This window comes from Ramlibacter agri (assembly GCF_012927085.1).
Lineage (GTDB): Bacteria > Pseudomonadota > Gammaproteobacteria > Burkholderiales > Burkholderiaceae_C > Ramlibacter > Ramlibacter agri.
Genome location: NZ_JABBFX010000001.1, coordinates 1,484,506 through 1,510,195, shown reverse-complemented (window position 1 = coordinate 1,510,195; position 25,690 = coordinate 1,484,506). Strand labels below are relative to the sequence as shown.

General features: G+C 69.1%; 26 protein-coding genes. 12 read left to right on the top strand and 14 right to left on the bottom strand.

From position 1 onward, the window contains the following. Genes HHL11_RS07300 through HHL11_RS07290 form a run of 3 tightly spaced genes read right to left on the bottom strand, consistent with a single transcriptional unit; the run spans position 1 to position 2,311 of the window. On the bottom strand, positions 1 to 1,281 hold the full coding sequence (locus tag HHL11_RS07300) for a TRAP transporter large permease (protein ID WP_169417749.1): 1,281 nt from the start codon (positions 1,279 to 1,281) through the stop codon (positions 1 to 3). Continuing rightward, a complete protein-coding gene (locus tag HHL11_RS07295; protein WP_169417748.1) occupies positions 1,278 to 1,811 on the bottom strand; it encodes a TRAP transporter small permease in 534 nt (177 codons plus the stop codon). Before HHL11_RS07295 ends, HHL11_RS07300 begins: the two co-directional genes overlap by 4 nt. Beyond that, positions 1,808 to 2,311, bottom strand: coding sequence for a gluconokinase (locus HHL11_RS07290; RefSeq protein WP_169417747.1), 504 nt, complete (start codon positions 2,309 to 2,311; stop codon positions 1,808 to 1,810). The genes HHL11_RS07295 and HHL11_RS07290 overlap by 4 nt, the downstream gene beginning before the upstream one ends. A 181-nt stretch (positions 2,312 to 2,492) precedes the next feature. Here HHL11_RS07290 and gntR point away from each other — a divergent pair, with 181 nt between their 5' ends. Beyond that, on the top strand, positions 2,493 to 3,524 hold the full coding sequence (gntR, locus tag HHL11_RS07285) for an HTH-type transcriptional regulator GntR (RefSeq protein ID WP_169417746.1): 1,032 nt from the start codon (positions 2,493 to 2,495) through the stop codon (positions 3,522 to 3,524). A gap of 35 nt (positions 3,525 to 3,559) precedes the next feature. Here gntR and HHL11_RS07280 read toward each other — a convergent pair whose 3' ends face one another. From HHL11_RS07280 to HHL11_RS07270, 3 genes are read right to left on the bottom strand one after another with little or no spacing between them, the layout of a single operon-like run. Continuing rightward, positions 3,560 to 4,096: a hypothetical protein gene (locus HHL11_RS07280; protein ID WP_169417745.1), complete on the bottom strand. Its 537-nt coding sequence runs from the start codon at positions 4,094 to 4,096 to the stop codon at positions 3,560 to 3,562. Positions 4,097 to 4,127: 31 nt separating this feature from the next. Then, positions 4,128 to 5,081 carry a response regulator gene (locus tag HHL11_RS07275; protein ID WP_169417744.1) on the bottom strand — a complete coding sequence of 318 codons (954 nt, stop codon included), beginning with the start codon at positions 5,079 to 5,081 and terminating at the stop codon, positions 4,128 to 4,130. Beyond that, positions 5,078 to 8,512 carry a hybrid sensor histidine kinase/response regulator gene (locus HHL11_RS07270; protein ID WP_169417743.1) on the bottom strand — a complete coding sequence of 1,145 codons (3,435 nt, stop codon included), beginning with the start codon at positions 8,510 to 8,512 and terminating at the stop codon, positions 5,078 to 5,080. The genes HHL11_RS07275 and HHL11_RS07270 overlap by 4 nt, the downstream gene beginning before the upstream one ends. Positions 8,513 to 8,723: 211 nt before the next feature. Here HHL11_RS07270 and HHL11_RS07265 point away from each other — a divergent pair, with 211 nt between their 5' ends. The 8 genes from HHL11_RS07265 (at position 8,724) to HHL11_RS07230 (ending at position 13,982) form a co-directional block, all read left to right on the top strand. Continuing rightward, positions 8,724 to 9,026: an urease subunit gamma gene (locus HHL11_RS07265; RefSeq protein WP_169417742.1), complete on the top strand. Its 303-nt coding sequence runs from the start codon at positions 8,724 to 8,726 to the stop codon at positions 9,024 to 9,026. 6 nt (positions 9,027 to 9,032) lie between these two features. Beyond that, complete coding sequence (locus HHL11_RS07260) at positions 9,033 to 9,608, top strand: HupE/UreJ family protein (protein WP_169417741.1); 576 nt, start codon at positions 9,033 to 9,035, stop codon at positions 9,606 to 9,608. Positions 9,609 to 9,664: 56 nt separating this feature from the next. Continuing rightward, positions 9,665 to 9,970, top strand: a complete 306-nt coding sequence (locus HHL11_RS07255) for an urease subunit beta (RefSeq protein WP_169417740.1) — start codon at positions 9,665 to 9,667, stop codon at positions 9,968 to 9,970. Continuing rightward, a complete protein-coding gene (ureC, locus tag HHL11_RS07250; RefSeq protein WP_169417739.1) occupies positions 9,970 to 11,688 on the top strand; it encodes an urease subunit alpha in 1,719 nt (572 codons plus the stop codon). Before HHL11_RS07255 ends, ureC begins: the two co-directional genes overlap by 1 nt. Before the next feature lie 34 nt (positions 11,689 to 11,722). Further along, entirely contained in the window at positions 11,723 to 12,271 is a 549-nt protein-coding gene (gene ureE / locus HHL11_RS07245) for an urease accessory protein UreE (protein WP_169417738.1), read from the top strand. After that, positions 12,213 to 12,905, top strand: coding sequence for an urease accessory protein UreF (locus HHL11_RS07240; RefSeq protein WP_169417737.1), 693 nt, complete (start codon positions 12,213 to 12,215; stop codon positions 12,903 to 12,905). The genes ureE and HHL11_RS07240 overlap by 59 nt, the downstream gene beginning before the upstream one ends. Continuing rightward, positions 12,902 to 13,552, top strand: coding sequence for an urease accessory protein UreG (ureG, locus tag HHL11_RS07235; protein WP_169417736.1), 651 nt, complete (start codon positions 12,902 to 12,904; stop codon positions 13,550 to 13,552). The genes HHL11_RS07240 and ureG overlap by 4 nt, the downstream gene beginning before the upstream one ends. An 85-nt stretch (positions 13,553 to 13,637) precedes the next feature. Continuing rightward, complete coding sequence (locus HHL11_RS07230) at positions 13,638 to 13,982, top strand: hypothetical protein (RefSeq protein WP_169417735.1); 345 nt, start codon at positions 13,638 to 13,640, stop codon at positions 13,980 to 13,982. A 37-nt stretch (positions 13,983 to 14,019) separates the two neighbouring features. On the opposite strand, the gene HHL11_RS07225 is transcribed toward HHL11_RS07230, so the two are convergent. Next, complete coding sequence (locus HHL11_RS07225) at positions 14,020 to 16,062, bottom strand: hypothetical protein (protein WP_169417734.1); 2,043 nt, start codon at positions 16,060 to 16,062, stop codon at positions 14,020 to 14,022. A 168-nt stretch (positions 16,063 to 16,230) separates the two neighbouring features. On the opposite strand from HHL11_RS07225, the gene HHL11_RS07220 reads away from it, so the two are divergent. From HHL11_RS07220 to HHL11_RS07210, 3 genes are read left to right on the top strand one after another with little or no spacing between them, the layout of a single operon-like run. Then, the gene (locus HHL11_RS07220; RefSeq protein WP_169417733.1) at positions 16,231 to 17,046 is read left to right on the top strand and encodes a CPBP family intramembrane glutamic endopeptidase; all 816 of its coding nucleotides are present in this window, start codon (positions 16,231 to 16,233) and stop codon (positions 17,044 to 17,046) included. Positions 17,047 to 17,104: 58 nt separating this feature from the next. After that, the gene (locus HHL11_RS07215) at positions 17,105 to 18,142 is read left to right on the top strand and encodes a hypothetical protein (RefSeq protein WP_169417732.1); all 1,038 of its coding nucleotides are present in this window, start codon (positions 17,105 to 17,107) and stop codon (positions 18,140 to 18,142) included. A 45-nt stretch (positions 18,143 to 18,187) separates the two neighbouring features. Beyond that, positions 18,188 to 18,559 carry a DUF4345 domain-containing protein gene (locus HHL11_RS07210; RefSeq protein ID WP_169417731.1) on the top strand — a complete coding sequence of 124 codons (372 nt, stop codon included), beginning with the start codon at positions 18,188 to 18,190 and terminating at the stop codon, positions 18,557 to 18,559. A gap of 9 nt (positions 18,560 to 18,568) precedes the next feature. Here the strand turns inward: HHL11_RS07210 and HHL11_RS07205 are convergent, their stop codons facing one another. The 7 genes from HHL11_RS07205 to HHL11_RS07175 form a co-directional block, all read right to left on the bottom strand. Then, a complete protein-coding gene (locus tag HHL11_RS07205; RefSeq protein ID WP_169417730.1) occupies positions 18,569 to 19,303 on the bottom strand; it encodes a cupin domain-containing protein in 735 nt (244 codons plus the stop codon). A gap of 10 nt (positions 19,304 to 19,313) precedes the next feature. Then, positions 19,314 to 20,279, bottom strand: a complete 966-nt coding sequence (locus HHL11_RS07200; RefSeq protein WP_169417729.1) for a Bug family tripartite tricarboxylate transporter substrate binding protein — start codon at positions 20,277 to 20,279, stop codon at positions 19,314 to 19,316. 28 nt (positions 20,280 to 20,307) lie between these two features. Beyond that, positions 20,308 to 21,297 (bottom strand): acyl-CoA dehydrogenase family protein, encoded by a 990-nt coding sequence (locus HHL11_RS07195; protein ID WP_169417728.1) that lies wholly within the window; start codon positions 21,295 to 21,297, stop codon positions 20,308 to 20,310. Between the two features lie 11 nt (positions 21,298 to 21,308). Next, the gene (locus HHL11_RS07190; protein ID WP_169417727.1) at positions 21,309 to 22,466 is read right to left on the bottom strand and encodes an acyl-CoA dehydrogenase family protein; all 1,158 of its coding nucleotides are present in this window, start codon (positions 22,464 to 22,466) and stop codon (positions 21,309 to 21,311) included. Positions 22,467 to 22,469: 3 nt separating this feature from the next. Next, complete coding sequence (locus tag HHL11_RS07185) at positions 22,470 to 23,264, bottom strand: crotonase/enoyl-CoA hydratase family protein (protein ID WP_169417726.1); 795 nt, start codon at positions 23,262 to 23,264, stop codon at positions 22,470 to 22,472. A gap of 40 nt (positions 23,265 to 23,304) precedes the next feature. Beyond that, positions 23,305 to 24,495 (bottom strand): CaiB/BaiF CoA transferase family protein, encoded by a 1,191-nt coding sequence (locus HHL11_RS07180; RefSeq protein ID WP_240980023.1) that lies wholly within the window; start codon positions 24,493 to 24,495, stop codon positions 23,305 to 23,307. An 80-nt stretch (positions 24,496 to 24,575) separates the two neighbouring features. After that, positions 24,576 to 25,469, bottom strand: coding sequence for a LysR substrate-binding domain-containing protein (locus HHL11_RS07175; protein ID WP_169417725.1), 894 nt, complete (start codon positions 25,467 to 25,469; stop codon positions 24,576 to 24,578). Between the last annotated feature and the right edge of the window lie 221 nt (positions 25,470 to 25,690).

Sequence of the window (25,690 nt, the reverse complement as noted above, 5' to 3'; positions counted from 1 at the left end):
TTAGTGGAACCAGGTCATCGGGACGGTGATGAACTCCGGGTAGGCGACGAACAGGAAGACCAGGACGGCCTCCACCAGCAGGAAGGGCCAGACGCCGCGGGTGGCGCTCTCCAGCGAGATGCGGGCGATGCCGCACACCACGTTGAGCACCGTGCACACCGGCGGATGGATCAGGCCGAGCGTGCCGACCAGGATGAACATCACGCCGAAGTAGGTGGGATCGATGCCGGCCTTCATGACCAGCGGCATCAGCACGGGACCGAGCACCAGGATGGTGGGCGTCAGGTCCATCACGCTGCCGATGGCCAGCAGCAGCAGCATCACGGCCGCCATCAGCAGCTTCGGATGGCCCATCACCGGCGCCAGCGCGTCGGTCACCTGCGCCGGCAGGTCGGCCAGCGTGACCATGTACGAGGAGACGAAGGCCGCCGCGCACAGGAACATCACGGTGGCAGTGGTGCGCGCCGCTTTCACCAGCAGCTCGGGCAGCTGCTTCAGGCTTACTTCGCGGTACACGAACAGGCTGACGACCAGCGCATAAACCGCGGCGACGGCGGAAGCCTCGGTCGGCGTGAACACGCCGCCACGCAAGCCGCCGACGATCAGCACCGGCAGCACCAGCGCCCACAGCGAATCGACCAGCGCGCGGCCCCGCTCGCCCCAGCTGCGGCGCGGCTGCACCGCGGTCTCCATCTTCCGGGACAGCAAGGACCACACGGCCACCAGGCCGCCGGCGCGCAGCAGCGCCGGCACGATGCCGGCCACGAACAGGCCGGTGATCGAGGTGTTGGTGGCGACGCCGAAGATGATGAAAGGCATCGACGGCGGCACGATCGGCGCGATCACGCCGCCGGCGGCGATGAGGCCCGCCGAGCGCGGCACGGGGTAGCCGTTGTCGCGCATCATCGGGATCAGGATGGTCGCCACGGCGGCCGTGTCGGCGATCGCCGAGCCGGAGAAGCATCCGAGCAGCAAGGTCGCGCCGATGGCGACGAAGCCGAGGCCGCCGCGGATGTGGCCGACCAGCGCCGCGGCCAGCGCGATCACGCGGCGCGAGATGCCGCCCGCGTTCATCAGCTCGCCGGCGAGGATGAAGCAGGGCACGGCCATCAGCGGGTAGATATCGGCGCCGGCGATCATGTTCTGCGCCACCAACTGGGCGTCGAAGAAGTTCAGCTGCACCATCAGCGCGACGCCGGTGAGCATCAGCGCGAAGGCCACGGGCATGCCCAGCGCCATCAGGCCGACCAGCGTGCCGAGGAAGATGAAGATGCTGGTCATTCGGCGACTCCCACGGCGGGCTGCAGCAGCGGGTCCGGATCGCCGGGCACCATGGCGTCCGGGCGATCGAGCACGATGCGCAGCAGGTTGGCCCCGACGATCAGCAGCATCGAGGCGGCGCACACCAGGCCCGAGGCAGCCATGAAGGCGTTCGGATAGCGCAGCACGGTCGAATAGGTGGTGAGGCCGATCTGCGTCTGCGTCCAGCTGCCCGCGAGGAACAGCCACAGCGCGTACAGCATCAGCACGTGCGTGAGCACCGCGCAGCCGCGGCGCCAGGCGCGCGGCAGGCGCGCCTGCAGCAGTTCGACGCCGAGGTGGGCGCGGCGGCGCAGGGCGAGGATCGCGCCCAGGAACACCAGCCACACGAACAGCAGCCGCGACACCTCCTCCGCGCCGGCAAAGCCGGAGCCGAAGCCATAGCGGGCGACGACGTTGGAGAAGACCAGGAGGACGATCAGCGCGAGGTCCAGCGCCATCAGCGCCTCGACGCTGCGCTCGGCCAGGCGCACCAGCTTGTTGCGGTTCATGCTTGCTTGGTTTCGTTGTTGGGAGCAGCGGCGCCCATCCAGTCCAGGATGCGCGCCGTCACTTCGGCGGCGGGCAGCCCGCCATCGACGCGCAGCACGCCGGGTTCGGTGCTCGGGTCTTCGAGCGTGGCGAACTGGCTGTCCACCACGCTGGGCGGGAAGAAGTGGCTGCCGGCGCGGGCGAGCACGCGCTCGCGCGCCTGCTGCGGCGTGATCGCGAGGAAGGCGAAGCGCAGGCCTGGCGCGGCGGCGCGCAGGCGATCGCGGTAGGCGAGCTTGAGCGCCGAACACGAGACCACCACGCCGGCGTCGTGCGCGGCGAGCTGCTGCGCGATGCGCGCCAGCCATTCGCGGCGGTCGTCGTCGGTGAGCGCCAGGCCGGCGCCCATCTTGCGGATGTTCTCGGGCGGATGGAAATCGTCGCCTTCGACCAGCACGCGGCCGGTGCCGGCGGCGACGGCCCGCGCGATGGTGGACTTGCCGCTGCCGGCCACGCCCATGACCACGAGCGGTGCGGCAGCGGATTGGATAGCGCTATCCGATTGCGGCGAAAAACAAGAAGAAGAGGACAACGGGTACAACAAAGGGGAAAATGCGACAGGCTGGTGCAGGTAAAGTCCCGAACGGGCCTGCACTTGGATACCGCTATCCTAAACCAGCATCGGCTAGGGACTTACCCGTATGACCCATTCATTACCGCCCCGTGGCCGCCGCGCCACCGGCCGCATCACGCTGAACGACGTCGCGCACAGCGCCGGCGTCAGCCCGATCACGGTGTCGCGCGCGCTGCGCGGCGAGCGGCGGGTCGCGCCCGAACTGATAGCCCGCGTGCAGGCGGCGGCACGCAAGCTGGGTTATGTGCCGGACCCGGCCGCGCGCGCGCTGGCTTCGCAACACGGCTCCCACGTGGGCGTGCTGGTGCCCGCACTGTCCAACGCGCTGTTCGTCGACGTCATCGAGGAGGTGCAGCGCACCCTGCGGCCCGCCGGCTACCAGGCGCTGATCGGCATCACGCACTACGACAAGAGCGAAGAGGAACAGCTGCTGCGCGAGCAGCTGCTGCACCGGCCGGCCGGCCTGGTGCTGGCCGGCTTCGACCAGAGCACGGCGGCCCGCGCGCTCATCGCCGACAGCGGCGTGCCCTGCGTGCACGTGATGGAGACCTCGGAGGAAGAAGGCGTCTACAGCGTCGGCTTCTCGCAGCGCGAGGCGGCGTCGGCGCTGACCCGCCACCTGCTGGAACGCGGCCGGCGGCGCATCGCCTTCGCCGCCGCGCAGCTGGACCCGCGCACGCTGCAGCGGCGCGATGGCTGGCGCGGCGAGCTGCAGAAGCAGGGCCTGCACGACCCCAAGCTGGAGTGGATGAACCCCGCGCCTTCGTCGATGGCGCTGGGCGGCCAGATGTTCGAGCAGATCCTGGCGCAGACGCCGAAGGTCGACGCCATCTTCTTCTGCAACGACGACCTGGCCCAGGGCGCCCTCACCGCCGCCTTGCGGCTGGGCGTGCAGGTGCCCGCGCAGGTGGCGGTGGCCGGTTTCAACGACCTGACCGGCAGCGACCAGATGGTGCCGCCGCTCACCACCGTGCGCACCCGCCGCGGCGAGATCGGCGCCGCCGCGGCCCGCATGCTGCTGGGGCTGATGCAAAGGCAGGCGCCGGCGCAGAGCGCCATCGACGTGGGCTTCGAAGTCGTGGTGCGCGGGAGCACCTGAGCTGGGGTCGCGTCGCAGGGCTCCGCGAACCCAGCCTACGGGTTGAAAGGCGGCGTCGCGACGACTTCGCAACGCTGCGCCAGGAACGCGCTGAAGCGGTTGCGCATGTTCTGCACTTCGGCGCTGCCCGCAGTACCCCGCACGAGAATGGCCGGACCTTTCACGAGCCGCTTTTCGGGCAGCGTGCAGTCCAGCCCCTGCCAGTAGCCTACGAACACCTTCTTGGTGCCGCTGGGGTCCCTGGCGACGATGCTGCCCGTCCCCGGGCCGCCGCGCGAGTTGTAGGCAAGCGCCAGGTATTCGTCGTTGGTGAAGCCGCTGTACTCGCGGACGAAGTCGCCCACCTCGCTCTTCGCCTTCAGCACGCGGTCGTTGTTGCGCAGCTTCAGCGCTTCCTCGAACAGCGCGCAGTTGCCTTGCGCGTCCTTGATCTCGCTGCCCACCAGCGTCCACGTGCCGCTGATGCCACGCTTGCCCAGCACGAAGGCCTTGAGGTCCGGATAGGCCGCCTTGGCAAAGGCGCCGGCAATGGCTGCCAGGACGGGGACGACGTAGTCGGTGGAGAGGTCCATCCCGCATTTGTCGCCAAACGCGGGGCCGCGGTCAACCCTCGAACTGCGGGTGCAACTGCCGGATGCGGTTCATCGCCATGCCGGCGGCCGAAGTGCGTGTCTCCACGCCCAGCTTGGCGAAGATCCGCTCCAGGTGCTTCTTCACCGTGGCCGGGCTCGCGCCGACGATGTCGGCGATGTCGCGGTTGATCTTGCCCTTGACCACCCAGTACAAGACTTCCGCCTCGCGCGCCGTCAGCTTGAAGGCGAGCGACATCGACTCGATGATCGCCGCGTCCGACACCTCGCGCATCACGATCAGCCAGTCGTCGTCGCCGGTCTGCTGGTGCAGGCGGATCGACAGCCGCCGCGCGCCCAGTTCGGCGCACAGCCGCGGCGGCTCGATCTGGCGCTCGGCGTCGGCGAGGTGGCGGCGCAGCCAGTCGAGGATGGCCGCCGGCGTCTGCGGCGCGACCGTGCCGTAGTAGTCCTGCAGCAGCGTGCGCGCCAGCGGCGTCTGCCACATCAGGCGGCCGTCGCTCGCGCGCACCGTGAAGCTGGCGTAGCCGAAGGCGTCCAGCGCGTTGCGCGTCTGCCGCGCGAGGCGCGCGCCCTGCAGGTGCACGCCCATGCGGGCCAGCACCTCCTTGGGCTTGATCGGCTTGGTGACGTAGTCGACGCCGCCCGCCTCCAGCGCCGCCACCAGGTGCTCGGTGTCGGTGAGGCCGGTCATGAAGATGATCGGGATGTGCGCGGTGGCGGCGCCGGCCTTCAGGCGCTTGGCGACCTCGAAACCGTCCAGGCCCGGCATCATCGCGTCCAGCAGCACGATGTCCGGCAGCGCCTGCGCGGCGCGCTGCAGCGCGGCTTCGCCGCTGGTGGCCACCAGCACGGTGTAGCCGGATTCGTCGAGTGCGTCGTGCAGCACCGACAGGTTGTCCGGCACGTCGTCGACCACGAGCACCACGTCACTCGCTTCACGCACGGGGTCCAGCATGGCGTTCATCGCGTCTCTCCTTCCATGGCCAGCGCGCGGCCGATCGCTTCGAACTGGAACTGGCGCGCCTGCTCGCGCAGCGCGGCGCTGAAGGCCGCACATTCGGGCTGGGCCGCATCGATGGCATCCAGCTGGTTCAGGATGCCGCGGTACCAACCGAGCTGCACCGCCTGCTGCAGCGGCGCCAGCAGGTCGGCGCGCGGCCAGGTCCACTCGCTCGCCGCCGTCTTCGGTGTTTCCACCGCCTTCGGCTCGTGCAGCCAGGCCAGTCCGAGACGCCGCTCCAGCCAGTCCAGCAGCTCGCTGTGGCGCACGGGCTTCAACACGAAATCTTCGGGCCGGATGCCGGCATCGTTGTCCAGGCCCTTGTCGAAGGCGTTGGCGGAGACCACCGCAATCGCCGCCTGCAAGTCCATGCGGCGCAGGCGGCGGATGGTCTCCCAGCCGTCGATGCCAGGCATCGCCAGGTCCATGAAGATCGCGTCGGGCCGCAGGCCCGCGGCCAGCAGGTCCAGCGCATCGTGGCCGCTGGCGGCCGTGCGCAGCTCGAAGCCCAGCGGCTCCAGCAGGTGCACCAGCAGCTCGCGGTCGGCTTCCTCGTTGTCGACGACCAGGATCTTGCGGCGCGCGCCCGCGTAGCCGCGGCGCGGCGGCGCCTGTACCGGCCGGGCCGGCGTGCCGTGCACCTCGGGCAGGAACAGCCGCACGCGGAACACCGAACCGACGCCCGGCGTGCTGGTGGCCATCAACTCGCCGCCCATCAGGTCGGTCAGCATCTTGGCGATGGTCAGGCCCAGGCCGGCGCCCGGCACCGAACTGCCCGCGGCACTGCTGCCGCGCGCAAAGGGATCGAAGATCTGCGCCAGTTCCTGCGGCGCCAGGCCCGGGCCGGTGTCTTCCACCTCGACCAGCGCCATCTCGCGCGCGTGCCGCATGCGGAAGACCACCTGCCCCTGCTGCGTGAACTTGATCGCGTTGCCCAGCAGGTTGATGAGGATCTGCCGCACCCGCTTCTCGTCGGCCCGCACCACCTCCGGCACCGCACCCTCGGTGTCGAAGCGGAAGGCCAGGCCCTTGGCCGCGGCCTGCAGCTCGAACAGGCCGGCCATCTCGTGGACGAAATCGGCGAAGCGCATCGGCTTCACGTTCAAGGTCAGCTTGCCCGACTCGATGCGGGCGATATCCAGCGTGCCTTCGATCAGCGACAGCAGGTGCTCGCCGCCGCGCTTGATGACGTTGATGGCGTGCTTGCGGTGCGCCGGCATCGAAGCGTCTTCGCCCATCAGCTGCGCGTAGCCCAGGATGCCATTGAGCGGCGTGCGCAGCTCGTGGCTGATGGCGCTGATGTAGCGGCTCTTGGCCTGGTTCGCCTGTTCGGCGGCGATGCGGGCCTGCTGCAGCGCGGCGTCGGTCTGGCGGTGCGACTCGATCTCGCGCAGCAGCAGGTGGGTCTGGCGGTTGGATTCCTCCTGCGCCACCTGCCGGCTCTTGTGCGCCAGCACCAGCCACCAGGCGACGATGCCCGCCACCACCAGCAGCGCGCAGTAAGCCTTGACGAAGGTGGCGCGCAAGGTGCCGTGCGCCATCCAGCCCGGCTCGCCGCCCGGCACGGCGGAGGCCATCTCCTGGTGGTACAGCAAGCCGAACAGCGCCGCCAGCAATGGCGCGATCACCAGCATCAACAGCAGGAAGTGGCCCAGGCCGGTATCCAGGTAAGGCCAGGCACGGCGCGGCAGCAGCGCCCGCAGCGCGCCAGACCACTGCGCGGACAGGCTCGCCTGCGGCTTGCACAGGTCGCCGCAGCGCGCGTCGAGCGTGCAGCACAGCGAGCAGATCGGTCCGCGGTAGGCCGGGCAGTGGGCCATGTCGGGGCCTTCGTAATCGCGCTCGCAGATGACGCAGCGTTGCGTCGCGAGGTGCGCAGCGGAGCTGCGCACCCTACGGGCGTCGCTGTCGGCGCCACGCGCGATGTAATACCGCCCTTTCGTCCCCCACGCGATCAGAGGCGCGGCCACGAACGCCACGCCCATCGCAATCAACGCCGAAAACGCCTGCGCCATGGGCCCGAACACGCCCAGGTAGGCGCTGATGGACACCGCCGAAGCCAGCGCCATCGCGCCCACGCCCACCGGGTTGATGTCGTACAGGTAGGCGCGCTTGAACTCGATGCCCTTGGGCGACAGCCCCAGCGGCTTGTTCACCACCAGGTCGGCCACCACGGCCATCATCCAGGCGATGGCGATGTTGGAGTACAGCCCCAGCACGTCGCCCAGCGCCTCGAACACGTTCATCTCCATCAGCATGAAGGCGATGAGCGTGTTGAACAGCACCCACACCACGCGGCCCGGGTGGCTGTGCGTGACGCGCGAGAAGAAGTTGGACCAGGCCAGCGAGCCCGCATAGGCGTTGGTGACGTTGATCTTCAGCTGCGAGATCACGACGAAGGCCGCAGTCGCCGCCACCGCCCACCCGTAGTGCGGGAACACGTACTCGTAGGCAGCCAGGTACATCTGGTTCGGGTCGACCGCGCGGTCCGTCGGCACCATGTGCTTGATCGCGAGGTAGGCGAGCAGCGCGCCCCCCAGCATCTTGACCACGCCCAGCACCACCCAGCCCGGGCCGCCCGCCAGCACGCCCGCCCACCAGGCGCGCCGGTTGGCCGCGGTGCGCGCCGGCATGAAGCGCAGGTAGTCGGCCTGCTCGCCCATCTGCGTGATGAGGGCGATGCCCACGGTCAGGGCGGCACCAAACAAGTGCAGCTCGAAGCCGCCAGCCTGCGATTTCTCACCGGCATAGTGCAGGATTCCGGCAAATGCACCAGGATCGCGCGCCAGGACGAAGGCGAAAGGCACCACCAGCATCACCAGCCACAGGGGCTGGGTCCAGGCCTGCAAGCGGCTGATGGCGGACACCCCGTGCGTCACCAACGGGATCACGACGAGCGCGCAGGCCAGGTAGCCCCAGGTGGGCGGGATGCCCAGCGCGAGGTCCAGCGCATAGGCCATCACCGCCGCTTCCAGCGCGAAGAAGATGAAGGTGAAGCTGGCGTAGATCAGCGAGGTGAGCGTCGACCCGATGTAGCCGAAGCCGGCGCCGCGCGTCAGCAGGTCCATGTCGACGCCGTAGCGGGCCGCGTAGATGCTGATCGGCAAGCCGGCGACGAAGATGATGAAGCCCGTGGCCAGGATCGCCCAGAAGGCATTGAGGAAGCCGTACTGCACCAGCAAGGTCGCACCCACGGCCTCCAGCACCAGGAAGGACGCCGCGCCGAAAGCGGTGTTGGCCACGCGGAAGGCCGACCAGCGCCGGAAGCGCTGCGGCGTGTAGCGCAGGGCGTAGTCCTCCATCGTCTCGCTGGCGACCCAACTGTTGTAGTCGCGGCGCACCTTGACGACCTGCTGGGGGATGGGGTGGGACTGGCTCACGCAACCGAGCTGCATCTTTCGTGCCGGGGAAGACGGGCTTCCGAACTGCAGGACTTCCGAACGCAAAAGACGCAAAGGGGCGCAAAGGACGCAAAAAAGTCCTTTGATTTTCTTTTGCGTCCTTTGCGTAGCTTTCGCGTCCTTTGCGTTCGGAAGTCCTGCCTTCCGGAAGTCCGCATTGGAAATCTCACCTTGGCCCGGGACTTGCACTAGGATGGTTCACACCATGGAACTCACGCCCCGCGAGAAAGACAAGCTGCTGCTGTTCACCGCCGCCCTGCTGGCGGAACGGCGCCGCGCCCGTGGCCTCAGGCTCAACTACCCCGAGGCGATGGCCCTGATTTCGGCCGCCGTCATGGAGGGCGCGCGCGATGGCAGGAGCGTCGCGCAACTCATGAGCGAAGGCCGGACCGTCCTCACCCGCGAAGACGTCATGGAAGGCGTGGCCGAAATGATCCCCGAGATCCAGGTCGAAGCCACCTTCCCCGACGGCACCAAGCTGGTCACCGTGCATCAACCCATCGTCTGAACCGCCATGAAAACAAGAACCTTCTGGCTGGCTGCGGCCGCCCTGCTCGCCACCGCCGCCCAGGCCCACAACGGTGACACGCCGCATACGCACGCGGGCTTCCTCGCCGGCTTCGTGCACCCGTTGACCGGCTTCGACCACCTGGCGGCGATGGTCGCCGTGGGCTTGTGGAGCGCCCTGGCCGTGCGGCCGGTGTGGCTGGCGCCCGCGGCCTTCGTCGGGACGCTGCTCGCCGGCGCGCTGGCCGGCTTCGCCGGCCTGCAGGTTCCGGCCGTCGAACCCATGATCGCCGCTTCGCTGCTGGCGCTGGGCCTGCTGGTGGCCACGCAGCGCCGGCTGCCGCTGGCCGCCGCGGCGGCGCTGGCCGGCGGCTTTGCCTTCTTCCACGGCGCCGCGCACGGCTTCGAGCTGGCCGAAGGCGGCGGTGCCGCGCTCGCCGGCATGGTGCTCGCCACCGCGCTGCTGCATGCTACCGGCATCGCGCTGGGCCGGCTGGTGCTGGCGCGCCATCGCTGGCTGCCGGTGGTGTCGGGAAGCGGCGTCGCCCTGCTGGGCGCCACCCTGCTGGCCCGCCTGGCATGAGCCCGCCGGGCCGCCCCAAGGGCGAATACCGCAATGCGCAGCATGGAGGTTGCTGAATGACCCCGGGCGAACTGTTCACCGATGCCGGCGACCACGCGCTCAACGCGGGCCGCCGCACCGTCACGCTGGCGGTGCAGAACACCGCCGACCGGCCGATCCAGGTCGGCTCGCATTACCACTTCGCCGAGACCAACGGCGCGCTGCAGTTCGACCGCGCAGCAGCCAAGGGCATGCGCCTGAACATCGCTTCCGGCAACGCGGTGCGCTTCGAGCCGGGCCAGCAGCGAACGGTGGAGCTGGTGGACTTCGCCGGCGACCGCGTCATCCACGGCTTCCGCGGCTTGGTGCAAGGAAAAGTCTGATGGCCACCATTCCCCGCCGCGCCTACGCGGAAATGTTCGGGCCCACCAAGGGTGACCGCATCCGCCTCGCCGACACCGAGCTGGTGATCGAAGTCGAGGACGACTACACCCTGCGTGCCGGCGGCTACGGCGAAGAGGTCAAGTTCGGCGGCGGCAAGACCATCCGCGACGGCATGGCGCAGTCCCAGCGCACCAATGCCCAGGGTGCGATGGACACGGTGCTGACCAACGCGCTGATCATCGACCACTGGGGCATCGTCAAGGCCGACATCGGCTTGAAGGGCGGCCGCATCGCCGCCATCGGCAAGGCCGGCAACCCCGACACGCAGCCGGGCGTGGACATCGTCATCGGCCCGGGCACCGAGATCATCAGTTGCGAAGGCTCCATCGTCACGGCCGGCGCCATCGACAGCCACATCCACTTCATCTGCCCGCAGCAGATCGAGGAAGCGCTGGCTTCCGGCGTCACCACCATGTTCGGCGGCGGCACCGGCCCGGCCACCGGCACCTTCGCCACCACCTGCACGCCGGGACCGTGGAACATCGAGCGCATGCTGCAGGCTGCCGATGCCTTCCCGATGAACCTGGGCTTCATGGGCAAGGGCAACGCCAGCCTGCCGCAGGCGCTGCGCGAACAGGTGGAGGCCGGCGTCATCGGCCTGAAGCTGCACGAGGACTGGGGCACCACGCCCTCGGCCATCAGCAACTGCCTGGACGTGGCGGACGAGATGGAAGTGCAAGTCGCCATCCACTCCGACACGCTCAACGAATCCGGCTTCGTCGAGAACACGATCGCGGCCACCAAAGGACGCGGCCTGTGCGCCTTCCACACCGAGGGCGCCGGCGGCGGCCACGCGCCGGACATCCTGCGCGTGGTGGGCGAGGCCAACTTCCTGCCCTCGTCGACCAACCCGACGATGCCCTACACGGTGAACACGCTGGACGAGCACGTGGACATGCTGATGGTGTGCCACCACCTCGACCCCGCGATCCCGGAAGACCTGGCGTTCGCGGAGAGCCGCATCCGCAAGGAAACGATCGCGGCCGAGGACATCCTCCACGACCTGGGCGCGATCAGCATGTTCAGCAGCGACTCGCAGGCCATGGGCCGCGTGGGCGAGGTGGTGCTGCGCTGCTGGCAGACTGCGCACAAGATGAAGCTGCAGCGCGGCAAGCTGCCGGGCGACGGCGAGCGCCACGACAACTTCCGCGCCAGGCGCTACGTCGCCAAGCTGACGATCAACCCCGCCATCGCGCACGGCATCTCGCATGAAGTGGGCAGCATCGAACCGGGCAAGTGGGCCGACCTGGTGGTCTGGAAGCCGGCTTTCTTCGGCGTCAAGCCGGCACTGATCCTCAAGGGCGGCTTCATCGCGATGGCCGCGATGGGTGACCCGAACGCCTCGATCCCGACGCCGCAGCCGGTGCACTACCGGCCGATGTTCGGCAGCTTCGGCGGCGCGCTGCATCGCGGCTCGATCACCTTCGTGTCGCAGGCGGGGCTGGCCGCGGGCGTGAAGGAGCGCTACGGCCTGGCGAAGAACATCAGCGCGGTGAAGGACATCCGCCGTGTGCGCAAGCAGCACCTGGTGCATAACGACTACCTGCCGAAGATGGAGATCGACCCGCAGACCTACGCGGTGCGCGCGGACGGTCAGCTGCTGACCTGCGAGCCGGCGACGGTGCTGCCGATGGCGCAGAGGTATTTCCTGTTCTGACGCCCCCGTCATCCCTCGCGATGACAATAGCGACATGCTCCACGTCAACAAGATCCTTCCCCAAGGCCAGGGCCTCGCGCCCGTCCTCCTCAAGCGCGCCGCCACCGTCGAACTCGATTGGGACGTGCGCCAGAAGAGCCGGTTCGACACGACCGACTCGCAGGGCCGGCAGCTGGGCGTGTTCCTGCCGCGCGGCACCGTGGTGCGCGGCGGCGACGTGCTGGTGGCGGAGGACGGCTCGATGATCCGCGTGATCGGCGCGCCGCAGCCGGTGCTGGTGATCACGCATTGCACCGAGCACGGCACGCCCTTCGACCTGCTGCGCGCGGCCTACCACCTGGGCAACCGGCACGTTCCCATCGAGCTGAAGCCGGACCACCTGAAGATCGAGCCGGACCACGTGCTGGCCGACATGCTGCGCGCCATGCACCTGATCGTGAACGAGAAGCAGGAGGCCTTCGAGCCCGAAGCCGGGGCCTATGGCGCTTCTTCGGGCGGGCACTCGCACGGACACGGACACGGCCATGAGCACCACGATCATGACCACGGGCATGGACACGGACACGACCACCACTCTCACTGACGCCGCGCTGCTGCGGCTGACGTGGCTGGCCTCGCCCGCCTTGCCGGTGGGCGGCTTCTCGTATTCGGAGGGGCTGGAGGCGGCGGTGGAGGCCGGGCTGGTGCGCGACGAGCAGAGCGCGGGGGATTGGCTGGTGGACCAGCTGCACCTCGCGCTGGCGCGGGGGGATCTTGCAGTTGTTGCCAAGGTCGCAAGCGATCCGCAGCGCGCGGGCGAGATGGATGCGTGGGTGCGGCAGACGCGGGAGACGAGCGAGTTCCGGCTGCAGAGCGAGCAGATGGGGAAGTCGCTGGGGGACTGGGCCAAGTCGCTCGGGAGAGCTGGAGTGCCTGCAGCGACCCAGCCTAAGAACACCACCTACCCCGTGGCGTACGCAATCGCGGCGCAGGGTACACCCTTGCGCGCCACCCTCCTCGCCTACGCCTTCGGCTGGTCCGAGAACATGATGCAGGCCGCCATCAAGTCCGTGCCGCTCGGCCAGTCGGCGGGGCAGCGCATCCTGGCGCGGCTCGCCGACGAGATCCCGCAGGCCGTGGCCCACGCGCTGCAAGCCGAGCCGCAAGCCTTCACCCCGATGCTGGCCATCCTCTCGGCCCGCCACGAAACCCAGTACTCCCGCCTGTTCCGATCATGAGCGCCGTCCTCCACCACATCCTCAACAGAACCAGGAAGCTGCCCCCGCTGCGCGTGGGTATAGGCGGGCCCGTCGGCTCGGGCAAGACCACCTTGCTGGAGATGCTCTGCAAGGCCATGCGCGAGCGCTACGACCTGGTGGCCATCACCAACGACATCTACACCAAGGAAGACCAGCGCCTGCTCACCGTCAGCGGCGCGCTGCCGGCCGAGCGCATCATGGGCGTGGAAACCGGCGGCTGCCCGCACACGGCCATCCGCGAGGACGCGTCGATCAACCTCGAGGCGATCGACCGCATGCTGGAGACCTTCCCCGACGCCGACGTCGTCTTCGTCGAGTCCGGCGGCGACAACCTGGCTGCCACCTTCAGCCCCGAGCTGTCGGACCTGACCATCTACGTGATCGACGTCGCCGCCGGCGAGAAGATCCCGCGCAAGGGCGGCCCCGGCATCACCAAGAGCGACCTGTTCGTCATCAACAAGACCGACCTCGCGCCTTACGTGGGCGCGGACCTCGGCGTGATGGAAGCGGACACGAAGCGCATGCGCCGCGACAAGCCCTTCGTCATGACCAACCTCAAGACCCGCGCCGGCCTCGAGGAGGTGGTGCGTTTCATCGAGCGCAAGGGAATGTTGCAGCCGCAATGATTCGAGAGCGTAGTCACCAGCTGTAACCGCTCATGCGGCGTTGTCCTACACGCGCTCGGACAGCGCCGCGCGTACCGTCGCGGCCATGAAGCTGCTGCACGACCCCGCCCCGGCCGGCTTCGAGGGCATCACACGCGCTTTTGCGATGGCCCGCGAACTGCCCACGACCCACCGGCTCGCGCTGAAGATCGGCGTGTCCTGCGACGGCGTCCTGGTCGCCGAAGGCGAACTCGATGGCTACCGGCAGGTGCGCTTCTTCTCCGACCACCTGCGCAGCCTCGGCTGCGACGAATTCCTGCTGGGTGGCGACGAGGAGATGTTCGGCTGCGACATGCTGTTCTCGGTGTTGCCCATGGCGACCGAGGCCGAGGACGACGACCCGTCGTTCATCCGCCGCCCCGCGCGCTCGCTCTGGCCCGAGCAGTCCTAGGCGTGGCCCCCGCGCTGGTGGGCCACGCGATTTCAGCTCACTGGATGCCCTTGAGCAGGGTCGTGTTGATGTTGGTCACCCACTCCATGCCGCGCGCGTCGTAGGCGAACAGCTGCACCAGGTTCACCCGCGTGTTGCCCGAATACGTGCCGGCGGCGGTGCCGCAATGGAGGTCGCTCGAGGTCTGCGCGGAGCAGTTGATCGTCGTCGTGCGCGCGAGGCTGCTCACGCTGGTGTTGTCGTTCCAGCGCGGCTGGGGCGTGCCGGCGTTCGCGACGAAGCCCTGGGCCTGGACCAGCGTCGGCGCAATGGCGCCCGCCGGAACGGTCCACCAGTCCGGCGGCGTGCCAGCCACGTCCAGCTGGATCGTGTCGCCCGCCGTCATTGCGAAGTTGCCGGTGGCGGAGGTGCCGGCCACCACGTCGGCGCGGGCGGCGGCGGTCGCCGTGGCCCACTGGCGCGACTGCAGTTCGGTCACCGTCAGCGGACGCTCCAGCGTCTGGACGTATTCGGTCGCCGCGATGACGTTCGGATTGACCGCGAGGTAGAAGTCGGCCCGCCAGCTGCCCACGTTGTTGATCGCCATCACCTGTGCGTCGGTCCAGTCCGCCGTGCCCGCCCAGGCCAGGTTCTCGCCATTGGTCGTGGTGAGCCGGCGCGGGACGCCGGCGGTCGCCGGGTTGACGAACTTGCCGGCGATGCGCAGCACCGAGGTTCCGCTGGTGCCCTGCACCGGCAGGTAGCTCAGGCCCGGGTTCGGCGCCATGGTGATCTGGGTGCCATCAGGCGCCGTGACCACGACGTGGTCGAAGATCGAAACGCCGCCGCTCGTGGAGTTCGGGATGTTGATCTCGAAGCCGGTCGCCCAGTACGTCAGGTCCTCGCGATTGAAGAAGTCGCGCAGCTCCGCCCAGGGCCGCACCAGGAAGGCGTACGGGTTGGTGTTGCCCACCGCCTTGAGGACGCCGGCGTCGCGCGTGAGCCAGGTGGTGCTGTACGACACCCCGCCCGTGCCGGTGTTGGTCCACCCCAGGAGCAGCTTGCCGTCGCTGGTGAGGTAATAGACCTGCGGGTTGCTGAACTGCACGCCCGTGGCGCCGTCGCGGAACAGCCCGGGGAAGGCGCCGTTCGGACCGACGGTGGCGCCGTTGAAGACGTAGGCCGTGGGATCGTCGTGCAGGAAGATGTTCTTGCATTGCGGCGCCGACACCGAGGCGGCCGTCGTGCCGGTCACGCGCACCGTGCGCGGCAGCGCGTAGCAGGCCTGCAGGCGCGACATGTAGTTGGCCACCAGGGTGTCGGTGTCGCTGGCCGGCAGCACCGCGGTCGCCACCGCGGCGGGCAGGGCCGGCGGCGTCTGGCCGCTCGTGAAGCTCACGCCCGCGGGGCTCGTCCCGTCGGCCACGGCCATCTTGACCGTGATCATGATGTTGGACTTGGCGCCGGACGGGTTGATCACGACGTCGAGGGCCATGAGCACCTTGTCGTGGCCAGTGCCGTCGGCCGCGAACGTTCCGGAAATCGGATCGGTCTTGTCGCCGACGTTTTGCAGCAAGGGCGCGAGCGCCTGCTCGAGCGCGCCGACCGCGGCCTGCACCTTGTCGGCGCTGACGGTCGCCATGCCGCCGGCGACCTGCGCGGACAGCCTGGACGGATCGCCGGTAGGCGAGAGCTGCGCGGCGACCAGGTTGGTGAGCTTGGTCACGTTGACCGTTCCCGTCCTGGCCTGCGCCACCGGTGAGTAGTAGGTCGTGCTCGCATCGCTGGCCGAGAGCACGAGCGGCGCCTTCGACGAGGGCGGGACCGTGAGGCTGTACTTGCCGTCGGTTCCGGCCGTGGCCGTCGCAACCTGCGCGCCGGTGGCATCCACCAGCACCATGGCCGCACCGCTCATGGCCGCGCCTTGCGCGGCGACACCCGAGAGAGTGACGGCCGCCGGCGGCGTCGTGTCGCCGCCGGTGGTGGTGGTCGTGCCGCCGCTGTCGCCGCCACCGCCACCACCACCGCATGCCGCCAGGAACAAGGAGAGACTCGCACACCCGAACCAGGCGCGAGCCCATTCACAGGGTTGGATCTTCATGTTGGTTTCTCCAGCGCCGCAAGCTGCGGCCGGAGAACTGTAGGAAGCGCGCATCGCGGCTGCGTACCGCAAGAAGCTGAAAGCGGCGCGCGGCCGAGCCGGATCGTCATCCCGATTGCGCAGGCAGCAGGATCTCTGGGATAGTGCTGGGCAAACAAACTTGTCGCCATGCCGCCTCACAACGAGCAGTTCCCTTCGGTGGCCCAGGCAGCCTTGCTGCTCCTGGCCAACTTCCTCCTCGAATACATCATCGGCGTCCTGTTCTACGACTTCCGCGGCACCGTGGGCGTGACGTCGGCGCAGGCGCAAGCGCTGGTCGTGCTGCTGGCGAACGGCATCGTCCTGGTTTCGGTCATGCACTACCGCGGCATGGGCTATCGCGATCTCGTGCACCCGGCCAAGGCGTCCATCCCGGTGACCTTGCTGCTCCTGCTGCCGCCGGTCTTCCTGCTGGTGCCCCTGGTGCTGCTCCTGGACCACCAGTTGATGCTGCTGGTCCAACAGCTGATCCCGATGTCGCGCTGGGAGGAGCAGGCCTTCACCCGCATGGTGGCGGCCAACCTGCCGACGGTCGTCGCGGCCTGCGTGCTGGCACCGGTCCTGGAGGAAATGCTGTTCCGCGGGGTGCTGCTGCGCGCCTTTCTCCAGAAGTACCCACGCTGGGCAGCGATCTCGTATTCGGCGCTGCTGTTCGGCGCCGCGCACCTGAACGTCTACCAGTTCCTCTTTGCCTCCGCGCTGGGGCTGCTGCTTGGCTGGCTGTACGAACGCTCGCGCTCGCTGCTTCCCTGCATTGCCCTGCATGCCGCGGTGAACACCACCATCGTGATGCTCGAGGCCACGAAGGCTTCTCCGGGCGAGGAGGTGCTGAGTGACGCGAGCGTGGCGCTCTGGCTGGGCGCTGCGCTGGCGGCGATTGCGGGCGGGCTTGCGTTGCGGCGCTTGCTGGTCGGAACCTCACGCAGGTCGACTGATACGGCCTGAGGGCATTGCCACTGCTCAGGAATCGAATCAGACTTCATTCATCATCTTCCTCCTCCCCATGCCGCTCCACCTCCCCGCCTTCCTGGTCAACCCCATCCCGTTCCAGTACGTCGACGACGACTGGCACGTGATCGCCTATTTCTCGGGCCACCCGGAGTTCGAGTGCGTGGAGGCCATGTTCTCCGCGCGCGGGGACGGGACGTACTCCGTTCGCGCCATCCTCACCCGGCACGACCAGGTACAGGTCGACTACGTGAACGATCCCGCGCTGCTGAAGGGCGAGACCGGCCCCGAGCGCGTGCGGGTGCTGCGCGCCATCGAAGTCACGCTCGACGGGCAAGGCGGCTTGCCGACGGCCGAAGTCCGCTTCGAATCCCTGGCGAACGGGCTTGTCGTCCTGAAGGTCGCCTGTGCGTCGCCGCCGGATCCGTCGCGAGGCGGCCTGACGGACCCTGGCGCGCACGCGCTCGGCACCAGCCTGCCGATGATGTGGCGCCACTCGAGTGCCGTCGCGGGGCCGGATTCGAGCGTGCACATCGCGGGTGTCCGCTATCCGATCCCCGAAACATTCCGCCGCGGTCCGCATTTCGTGGCGCTGCGGGGCTTCTACACGCGAGGCTTCCACATGGCCGCCATTCGCAACGAGTCGCGCACGCTGCGCGTGTTGCGGCAACCGCTCAGCCTGGCAGCCGGCGAGCGATGGGTGTACGAGACGCCATCCGGCGAGCTGGCCTACGAGATCCAGGCCAGGATCGACGACCAGACGCTTCGAATCACGTCGTCCGCGCGCCAGGGCGAAACCGTGTTTGCCAGGGAGACGCGCGATGGACTCGCGCTGGATCGCATCGAATTGCAGTCCCTGCACGCCCGCGGCCCGGCAGCGGCCATTTCCTTCGAGGATCCGGATGCGTTCTCGATCGGCGTGGCTGGACGCGCCGACGTGGTGGCGGGCAGCTATTCCGTCTCCGGCTCGGGCCTGGTGCTGCAACCGCACAGTCCTGCGTGGGCCGTTGCGCGGCCGGTCGGCATCCGCTGGACGATCAAGGACGATGGGGTCTCGCTCGAGACCGTGTGCCGAGAGGCTTCCGGCAACTGAGGATCTCGGCTACGCTCGGGTCCGTCGAGCAAGCACCGCGCCCAGATGGACCTCACGACATCCCAACTCATCGTCCGCCTCTGCCTCATCGCCTTCTGCGCGATCGGCATCTTCGGCGGCTCCGTGCAGATGATCCTGGGCCAGCCGCAGACCACGGCGCGCCTGGACAACGTGCATCGCTTCATGGCCGGCGTCTATCTCGCGATGGGCGTGATCTGCGGCTGGGCGGCCGTCACGGTGCGCGAGCAAGGCACGCTCGTCTACCTGATCGCGGGCGGCGTGTTCGTCGCCGGTTGCGGGCGGCTGCTGTCCATGAGCAAGGTGGGGCTGCCGGAACCGCGCGGAGTCTGGATCGGCTACCTGGTTCCGGAACTGGTGCTGCCGGTGGTGATGGCCGGCGCGCACGCCTGGCGCTAACGAAGCAAGCTACGCAGGCGCGTACTCCGGCTCCGTCGGCGGGACGTGCAGCACCACGATCTCCGCGCCGCGCGGGCCGGCCTGCAGCGTGAGCCGTTCGTCCCGCGTCGCGAAGGCGGACTCCCAAGGCGAAAGCTCCTCGCCCGCCACCGTTCCCGCGCCGGCCAGCACGAACACGAACAGGCTGCTGCTGCCCTCCACGTGCTGCAACTCGCAAGCCGCACCCGGCGGCAGGCGGACGTGGCGCACGGCAAGCCCGCGATCGGCAGGAATCGCGAAGGCATCCTCCGGCGCCTTCAGCGCCGCCAGCGCAGCCTCTTCCCACGGTGCGCCCAGCGTCACCTGCGCATGCCGCTTGGGCCCGCGCACCATCTTCTCGCGCGCCTGCGTGGCGGGGATGATGCCGGTGTCGAACACCGGCCGGATCGTGAAGTACTGGACGCCCTCGGGCCCGGACAGCAGCGGGCCGTAGCCCGTGTAGGCGCCGGCATAGTGCACGGTCACCGGGTCCGTGCGCACCGGTCCCATCGAGCCCGAGCCGGCCACGAACAGCTGGAACTGGTTCTGCCGGTGGAAGTGCGGCTCCAGCTTGTAGTTCGGCGGCTGCTCAGCGAGGAAGACGGTCGGCGACAGCCGCGGGTCTTCGCCCGCCTCCATCCATTCGCCCTTGTAGAAGGTCGTCTCCGCGACGGGGATCACGCGGCGGCGCTGCTCCGCGCGCGCCCGGGTGCCGATGGCGATCATGCTTCGTTCCTCACTCCGGCTTCACGCCGGCTTCCTGCGCCACTTCCTTCCAGCGCGCCAGCTCCGAGCGGATGTACTGGCCCGCTTCCTCGGGGCTCGTGGGCGTGGGCACGGCGCCCTGCTTGGCGAACAGCTCGCGCGTTTCCGGCATGGCCAGCACCTTGGCGACCGCCGCGTGCAAACGCTGCACGATGGGAGCCGGCGTACCGGCGGGCACCACCAGCGCCTGCCACGAGCTCACATCGTAGCCCGGGGTGCCGGCTTCCTGCGCCGAGGGCAGCTCGGGCGCCGCGGGCGAACGCTGCTTCGTCGTCACGCCGAGGCCGCGCACCTTGCCCGCCTTCACCATCGGGTAGAGCGTGGAGATCGGATCGAACAGCACGTTGATCTGGCCGCCCACCAGGTCGGTGATCGCCGGCGCACTGCCCTTGTACGGCACGTGCAGCATCTTGATGCCGTTCATCTTGTCGAACAGTTCCACGGCCAGCTGGATCGACGTGCCCGCGGTGCCGAACGACAGCGTGCCCGGCTTGGCCTTCGCCAGCGCCACCAGCTCCTTCAGGTTCTGCGCCGGCACCGAGGGATGGACCGCGATCACGAGCGGCTGCGAAGCCAGCAGCGACACCGGCGTGAAGTCCGCGGCCGGGTCGTAGGGCAGCTTGGCGAAGGTCGCCGGGTTCGTGCCCAGCGTGGAGATGTTCCCCAGCAGCAGCGTGTAGCCGTCGGCCGCGGCCCGCGCCGCGAAGGCGGTGCCCGGCACCCCGCTGGCGCCAGCCTTGTTCTCCACCACCACGGTCTGCCCGAGCTCGGTCGACAGGCGCGAAGCCACCGCGCGCGCCACGACGTCGGTGACGCCGCCGGCCGGGAAAGGCACGACCAGCGTGATGGTGCGGCTGGGGTACTGCTGCGCGCCGGCCGTGGCTGCCGCGAAAGCGATTGCAATGCCGGCAAGCGCGCGGCGGGTCATGCGATTCATCGATGTCTCCTTTGGAATGTTCTTGCAACTACGCGAACACTTCGCGCGCGAGATCCACGAACAATGCGTCGCTGCGCTGCACGCACAGCGCGCCCAGCGCGCGGTGCCAGTACGTCTCCGAGCCGTCGGCCATGCGCCATTCGTGCAGGCGGCGGGTGTACAGCTGCAGGTCGTACTCCTCGGTCACGCCGATCGCGCCGTGCACCGCGTGGGCGGTCGAGGCGACCAGCTGCGCGGCCTCGCTGGTGCGCGCCTTCGCCACCGCGCAGGCGGCGTACGCAGGCAGGCCCTGGTCTTCCGTGTGGTACGCCGCCTCCGCCGCGATAGCCGCGGCCGCGACGTGTTCGGCCATCACGCTCAATTGATGCTGGATGGCCTGGAACTTGCCGATCGGCTTGCCGAACTGGGCGCGCTCGTTGGCGTAGCCCATGGCCAGGTCGAACACCTTCTTCATCGCGCCACTCAGCAGCGAAGCGTGGATCGCCGCCGCCAGGCCTTGCAGCCGCGCGGCCGGCAGCGTCACGTCCAGCGCTGTGCCGGCGTCGGGCTCCCAGCGCAAGGAGGCCGCCAGGCTGCCGTACACGCCGTTCGCTTCCATGCGCGCGTCCGCTACCGGCAACAACAAGGCCACATCGCCCGCCATGCCGACCACATGCGACGCCGTGCGGCCGAACGGCACCTGGCCGGCGCGCAGCGAACCATCGGCTTCGCGCACCAGCCAGGGCGCGAAGGTGATCCAGCCATTGGGCAGCGGCTGCGCGCGCACGACCGCGCGGGCGGCCATGGTCTGCGCCAGCGGCAGCGGCAGCGCATGCGCGCCACAGAGTTCGATGACGCGGTGGAAGTCCGGCCAGCTGGCCCCACCGCCTCCCGCATCCTCGGGCGCCAGCAGTTCATGGAAGCCCGATTCCTCCAGGGCAGCGGACAGGGCGGCCGGCGAGCCGCCCTGCTCGATGGCGCGGACGGCCTGCGGCGTGCAGCGGTCCTGCAGCAGCGATGCGATGGCTTCGGCAAACATTCGCGTGTCTCCTAGCGCAGGCCGAGGCCGCGCGCGATCATGCCGCGCAGGATCTCGCGGGTGCCGCCACGCAGCGAGAAGGTGGGCGCCATGTGGCTCAGGTAGGCGGCGGCGCGCAGCAGCTCGGGGTCGGCCGGCTGGCCGGGCGATGCGCCCAAGGCCGCTTCGACGATCGAAGGGATCTCCTGCTCGTAGGTCGTCCCCAGCTCCTTCACGAGCGCTGCCTCGACCAGCGGGCTCTCGCCGGCGGCCAGCTTCGCAGTGACGGCGATGGACATCTGCCGCAAGGTGGCCAGGTGCGCCAGCAGGCGGCCCAGCGTTTCGGCATGCTGCTCGATCTGCCCGTTGCGGCGCATCCAGCGGATCCACGCATCGACCAGAACGACGCTGGAGTAAAGGCGCTCCGGCCCGCTGCGCTCGAACGCGAGTTCGGCGTTGACCTGCTGCCAGCCCTGGCCTTCCTGGCCGATGAGCGCGTCGCCGGCGAGCAGCACGTCGTCGAAGAACATCTCGCTGAAGTGCGCGTCGCCGCTCAGGTCCACGATGGGCCGCACCGTCACGCCGGGCAGCCGCAAATCGACGATGAACTGCGACAGCCCCGCCTGCCGGTCGGCCGGCAGGCCCGAGGTGCGGACCAGCGCGATGCTGTAGTCGCACTTGTCAGCGTTGGTCGTCCAGATCTTGCGGCCGTTCAGCACCCAGCCGCGCTCGGTGCGCACCGCGCGCGTGCCGATGCTCGCGAGGTCCGAGCCGGAGTTGGGTTCGCTCATGCCGATGCAGAAGAAGACCTCGGCGCGGCAGATGCGCGGCAGGTAGCTCTGCTTCTGCGCTTCGCTGCCGAACTTGTTGATCAGGGGCCCGCTCTGGCGGTCCGCGATCCAGTGCGCGGCCACCGGCGCGCCGACGGCCAGCAGCTCCTCCACCAGCACGAAGCGGCGAAAGGCGTCCAGTTCGGCGCCGCCGTAGGCCTTGGGCAAGGTCACGCCGACCCAGCCGCGTGCGGCGAGCTTGCGGCTGAAGGCCGCGTCGAACCCCATCCAGGACCGGGCCCGCACGTCCGCGCCCAGAGGCGGCATTTCGCGCGCGATGAAGTCCTTCACCTCCGCGCGGAAGGCCTGGGCCGCGGCCGGCAGTTCGGCGCGCTGCAGTCGGTCGAGAAGTTCGGCCATGGCTTACTGCCCGAACTGCGGCTTGCGCTTTTCGAGGAAGGCCGAGACAGCCTCGCGATGGTCGTCCGTCTTGTGCGACACGGCCTGGAACACGGCGGAGAGCTCCAGCACGGTGTCCAGCCGCGAGTGCAGCGCTTCGCGCATCAGGCGCTTGGTGAGGCGCAGCGCGTGCGCGGGGTTGGCGACGATGCGACTGGCCAGTTCGCGCGCGGCGGGCAGCAGCTGTTCGTGCGGCACGACGCGCGAGACGAGGTTCCAGGCCAGCGCTTGCTGCGCGTCGATGGTGTCGCCGGTGAAGGCCAGTTCGGCGGCGCGCGCCAGGCCGACCGTCCGCGGCAGCAGCCACGCCCCGCCGTCGCCCGGGATGATGCCGACCTTGACGAAGCTTTCCGCGAACACCGCCTTCTCGGAAGCGATGCGGATGTCGCACATGCAGGCCAGGTCCAGGCCGGCGCCGATGGCGTGGCCGTTGACCGCCGCGATCACCGGCACTTCGAGGTTGAAAAGCGCCAGCGGCAGGCGCTGGATGCCGCGCCGGTACTCCTGGCGGATGTCCATCTCGCTGACTTCGGGCGTGGCCTGGCGTTGCATCTCGCGCAGGTCGCCGCCGGCGGAGAAGGACGGGCCGTTCGCGGTGAGGATGACGCAGCGCACGCTGCGGTCGGCGTCGATGCGGTCCAGCGCGGCCAGCAGCTCCGGCACCGCGGTGTTGCCGGTCAGCGGGTTGCGCTTGGCCGGCTGGTTCATGGTGAGCGTGACGACAGGGCCGTCCTGCTCGTAGACGAGGAAATCACCCATGGCTGTCTCCATTCGTTGGTCTCTCGTTCCCGGGAACGCTTCAGTGCGCCAGGCGCGCCACTTCGGATTCGCTCACGCCGGCTTCGCGCAGCACTTCGGCCGTGTGCTCGCCCACGCGCGGCGCATGGCGCTGCAGGCTGTAGGGCGTGGCACCGAAGCGCAGCGGCGACTGCACCAGGTGGTAGGCGCCTTCGCTCGGGTGCTCCGCCACCGCCATGAAGGACGTGGCGACCACATGCGGGTCGTGCTGCAAGTCTTCGATGCGCAGCACCGGCATGCAGGGGATGCTGACGCGGTCGCAGAACGCCACCCATTCCTGCGTCGTGTGGCCGGGCGCGTGCTCGGCGACCAGGCGGTACAGGCTGTCGATGTGGGTCACGCGGTCGGTGAGCTTCTGGTAGCGCGGGTCGTCGCCGAGTTCGGGCTGGCCGATGAAGGCGAAGAAGTCCTTCCAGTTGCGGTCCGAGTACGGCAGGATGCAGGCCCAGCCGTCCTGCGTGCGGTACGGCCGGCGGTCGCGTGCCAGCTGCCGCTTGAAGCCCGCCGGGCCCAGCGCCGGCTCGAAGGCGGCGGGACCGAAGTGTTCCACCAGCATGAAGTCGATGGCCACTTCGAACATGGGCACTTCCACTTCCTGGCCGCTGCCGCCGCGTTCGCGGTGCAGCAGCGCGCCCATCACCGCGGTGGCGATGGCCTGGCCGCCGACCTTGTCGCACCACGCCGTCGGCGCGTAACCGGCCTGGCCGGTGGTCTGTTCGACGAACGCGCTGTAGCCGGACCCGGCCTGCAGCAAGTCGTCGTACGCAGCCTTGTCGCCGTAGGGGCCGGCCTGGCTGAAGCCGCGCGCGGCGCACAGCACCATGCGCGGGTTGATCCTGGAAACGCTGTCCCAGTCCAGGCCCGCGCGTGCGGCCGCCTGCGGGCGCAGGTTGTGCACCAGCACGTCGGCGTCGGCGATCAGCTTGCGCAGCGCTTCACGCGCGCCTTCGTCCTTCAGGTCCAGCCGCACGCTGCGCTTGTTGCGGTGCAGGTTCAGCACCGAGCCGTTCATCTGCTCGTGGCGCAGCGGGCCGTAGTTGCGGAAGGTGTCGCCCTCGGGCGGCTCGATCTTGACGACGTCGGCGCCCAGGTCCCCGAGGATCCGGGTGCCATAGGGCCCCATGATCACCGTGGTGAGGTCCAGGACGCGCAGGCCGGCCAGCGGGCCGGTGGGGGGAGCGGAGCTGTTCAAGGCAAGGCAGGGGCGGCAGATGTATGCGCATCGTGACGCACGCCCCCACGAAAGTAAAATTAATTATCCTTGTCCTGTGATTAGAGTTTCTGCAGGGGCGGCTTCAGCATCGCCACGAAGCCCTCGGCCGCCGGGCTCAGCTGCGCGGCCGCCGGCCACACCAGGTAGATGGGGCGGTTCAGGTCGGCGCCCTTGAGCGGCACCGCAGCCACCCGACTGCGGTCGAAGTACGCCAGCGAGGACAGCGGCACGATGCTGATGCCCAGCCCGTTGGCCACCAGCTGCGCCAGGGTGGCGACCTGCTCCACCTCCAGCCCGGAGTCCTGGACGTGCACCTCGCGCATGGCCTGCTCCAGGTGCTGCGCGATGCTGCCGCTGCGAATGAGGCGGATGAAGCGCTCGCCCTCCAGGTTGGCGATGGTGAGCGACTTGCGCTTCGCGAACGCGTGGTCCACCGGGCAGACCACGGCGAAGGGATCGCGAAACAGCAGCCGGTGCTGCAGGCCGGCCAGGCCGGGGCCGCGTGCCGTCAGCGCCAGGTCCGCCTGCCGCTGCCGCACCTGCTCCAGCGCCTTCTCGGGCGGCGCATCGTACAGGCCCACCTGCACGCCGGGATAGAGCGCCTGGTACGCCTTGATGATGGGCGGCAACCAGTGCGCCGCCAGCGAGGGCTGCGCCGTCACGACGACGCGGCCCTTGCGCAGCTCGCTGCTGTCCCGCAGGTCCGCGCTGATCTCCTGCAGTTCCGCCATGACGCGCCGCGCCGTCGCCACGAAGCGCTCGCCCTCCGCCGTCAGCACCACGCGCCGGCGGTCGCGGTCCACCAAGCGCAAGCCGACGTCGCGTTCCAGCTTGCCGATCATCTGGCTCAGCGCGGATTGCGTGACGTGGCACCGCTCCGCGGCCAGCGAGAAGTGGCGCAGTTCGTCGAGCGCGATCATGGCCCGGAGGACGCGGGTGGAGAGGTCGATCATGGGCGCGGGGGGAAAGGCCCATGATGGCATAGGGGTGCTGGAACCCTCTGGCGGAAGCGGTGACCGCCTCCGCCTAATTCCGAACCGTTCCAAACAATGCGCGTCCGACGCGTTTTCCCTCTGGTGAGGGTATTTCACGTATTCCGATCAATCCTTCCCAATTCCGGCCAATGCCACTAGTATTGATGGGTGCCACGTGGGGTGGCGGAAAATGGCGGAAG

Excerpts from the sequence above, each read along its gene's own strand:
- HHL11_RS07300 (WP_169417749.1), bottom strand. The coding sequence starts at position 1,281 with ATGACCAGCATCTTCATCTTCCTCGGCACGCTGGTCGGCCTGATGGCG.
- HHL11_RS07295 (WP_169417748.1), bottom strand. The coding sequence starts at position 1,811 with ATGAACCGCAACAAGCTGGTGCGCCTGGCCGAGCGCAGCGTCGAGGCG.
- HHL11_RS07290 (WP_169417747.1), bottom strand. The coding sequence starts at position 2,311 with ATGGGCGTGGCCGGCAGCGGCAAGTCCACCATCGCGCGGGCCGTCGCC.
- gntR (WP_169417746.1), top strand. The coding sequence starts at position 2,493 with ATGACCCATTCATTACCGCCCCGTGGCCGCCGCGCCACCGGCCGCATC.
- HHL11_RS07280 (WP_169417745.1), bottom strand. The coding sequence starts at position 4,096 with ATGGACCTCTCCACCGACTACGTCGTCCCCGTCCTGGCAGCCATTGCC.
- HHL11_RS07275 (WP_169417744.1), bottom strand. The coding sequence starts at position 5,081 with ATGAACGCCATGCTGGACCCCGTGCGTGAAGCGAGTGACGTGGTGCTC.
- HHL11_RS07270 (WP_169417743.1), bottom strand. The coding sequence starts at position 8,512 with ATGCAGCTCGGTTGCGTGAGCCAGTCCCACCCCATCCCCCAGCAGGTC.
- HHL11_RS07265 (WP_169417742.1), top strand. The coding sequence starts at position 8,724 with ATGGAACTCACGCCCCGCGAGAAAGACAAGCTGCTGCTGTTCACCGCC.
- HHL11_RS07260 (WP_169417741.1), top strand. The coding sequence starts at position 9,033 with ATGAAAACAAGAACCTTCTGGCTGGCTGCGGCCGCCCTGCTCGCCACC.
- HHL11_RS07255 (WP_169417740.1), top strand. The coding sequence starts at position 9,665 with ATGACCCCGGGCGAACTGTTCACCGATGCCGGCGACCACGCGCTCAAC.
- ureC (WP_169417739.1), top strand. The coding sequence starts at position 9,970 with ATGGCCACCATTCCCCGCCGCGCCTACGCGGAAATGTTCGGGCCCACC.
- ureE (WP_169417738.1), top strand. The coding sequence starts at position 11,723 with ATGCTCCACGTCAACAAGATCCTTCCCCAAGGCCAGGGCCTCGCGCCC.
- HHL11_RS07240 (WP_169417737.1), top strand. The coding sequence starts at position 12,213 with ATGAGCACCACGATCATGACCACGGGCATGGACACGGACACGACCACC.
- ureG (WP_169417736.1), top strand. The coding sequence starts at position 12,902 with ATGAGCGCCGTCCTCCACCACATCCTCAACAGAACCAGGAAGCTGCCC.
- HHL11_RS07230 (WP_169417735.1), top strand. The coding sequence starts at position 13,638 with ATGAAGCTGCTGCACGACCCCGCCCCGGCCGGCTTCGAGGGCATCACA.
- HHL11_RS07225 (WP_169417734.1), bottom strand. The coding sequence starts at position 16,062 with ATGAAGATCCAACCCTGTGAATGGGCTCGCGCCTGGTTCGGGTGTGCG.
- HHL11_RS07220 (WP_169417733.1), top strand. The coding sequence starts at position 16,231 with ATGCCGCCTCACAACGAGCAGTTCCCTTCGGTGGCCCAGGCAGCCTTG.
- HHL11_RS07215 (WP_169417732.1), top strand. The coding sequence starts at position 17,105 with ATGCCGCTCCACCTCCCCGCCTTCCTGGTCAACCCCATCCCGTTCCAG.
- HHL11_RS07210 (WP_169417731.1), top strand. The coding sequence starts at position 18,188 with ATGGACCTCACGACATCCCAACTCATCGTCCGCCTCTGCCTCATCGCC.
- HHL11_RS07205 (WP_169417730.1), bottom strand. The coding sequence starts at position 19,303 with ATGATCGCCATCGGCACCCGGGCGCGCGCGGAGCAGCGCCGCCGCGTG.
- HHL11_RS07200 (WP_169417729.1), bottom strand. The coding sequence starts at position 20,279 with ATGAATCGCATGACCCGCCGCGCGCTTGCCGGCATTGCAATCGCTTTC.
- HHL11_RS07195 (WP_169417728.1), bottom strand. The coding sequence starts at position 21,297 with ATGTTTGCCGAAGCCATCGCATCGCTGCTGCAGGACCGCTGCACGCCG.
- HHL11_RS07190 (WP_169417727.1), bottom strand. The coding sequence starts at position 22,466 with ATGGCCGAACTTCTCGACCGACTGCAGCGCGCCGAACTGCCGGCCGCG.
- HHL11_RS07185 (WP_169417726.1), bottom strand. The coding sequence starts at position 23,264 with ATGGGTGATTTCCTCGTCTACGAGCAGGACGGCCCTGTCGTCACGCTC.
- HHL11_RS07175 (WP_169417725.1), bottom strand. The coding sequence starts at position 25,469 with ATGATCGACCTCTCCACCCGCGTCCTCCGGGCCATGATCGCGCTCGAC.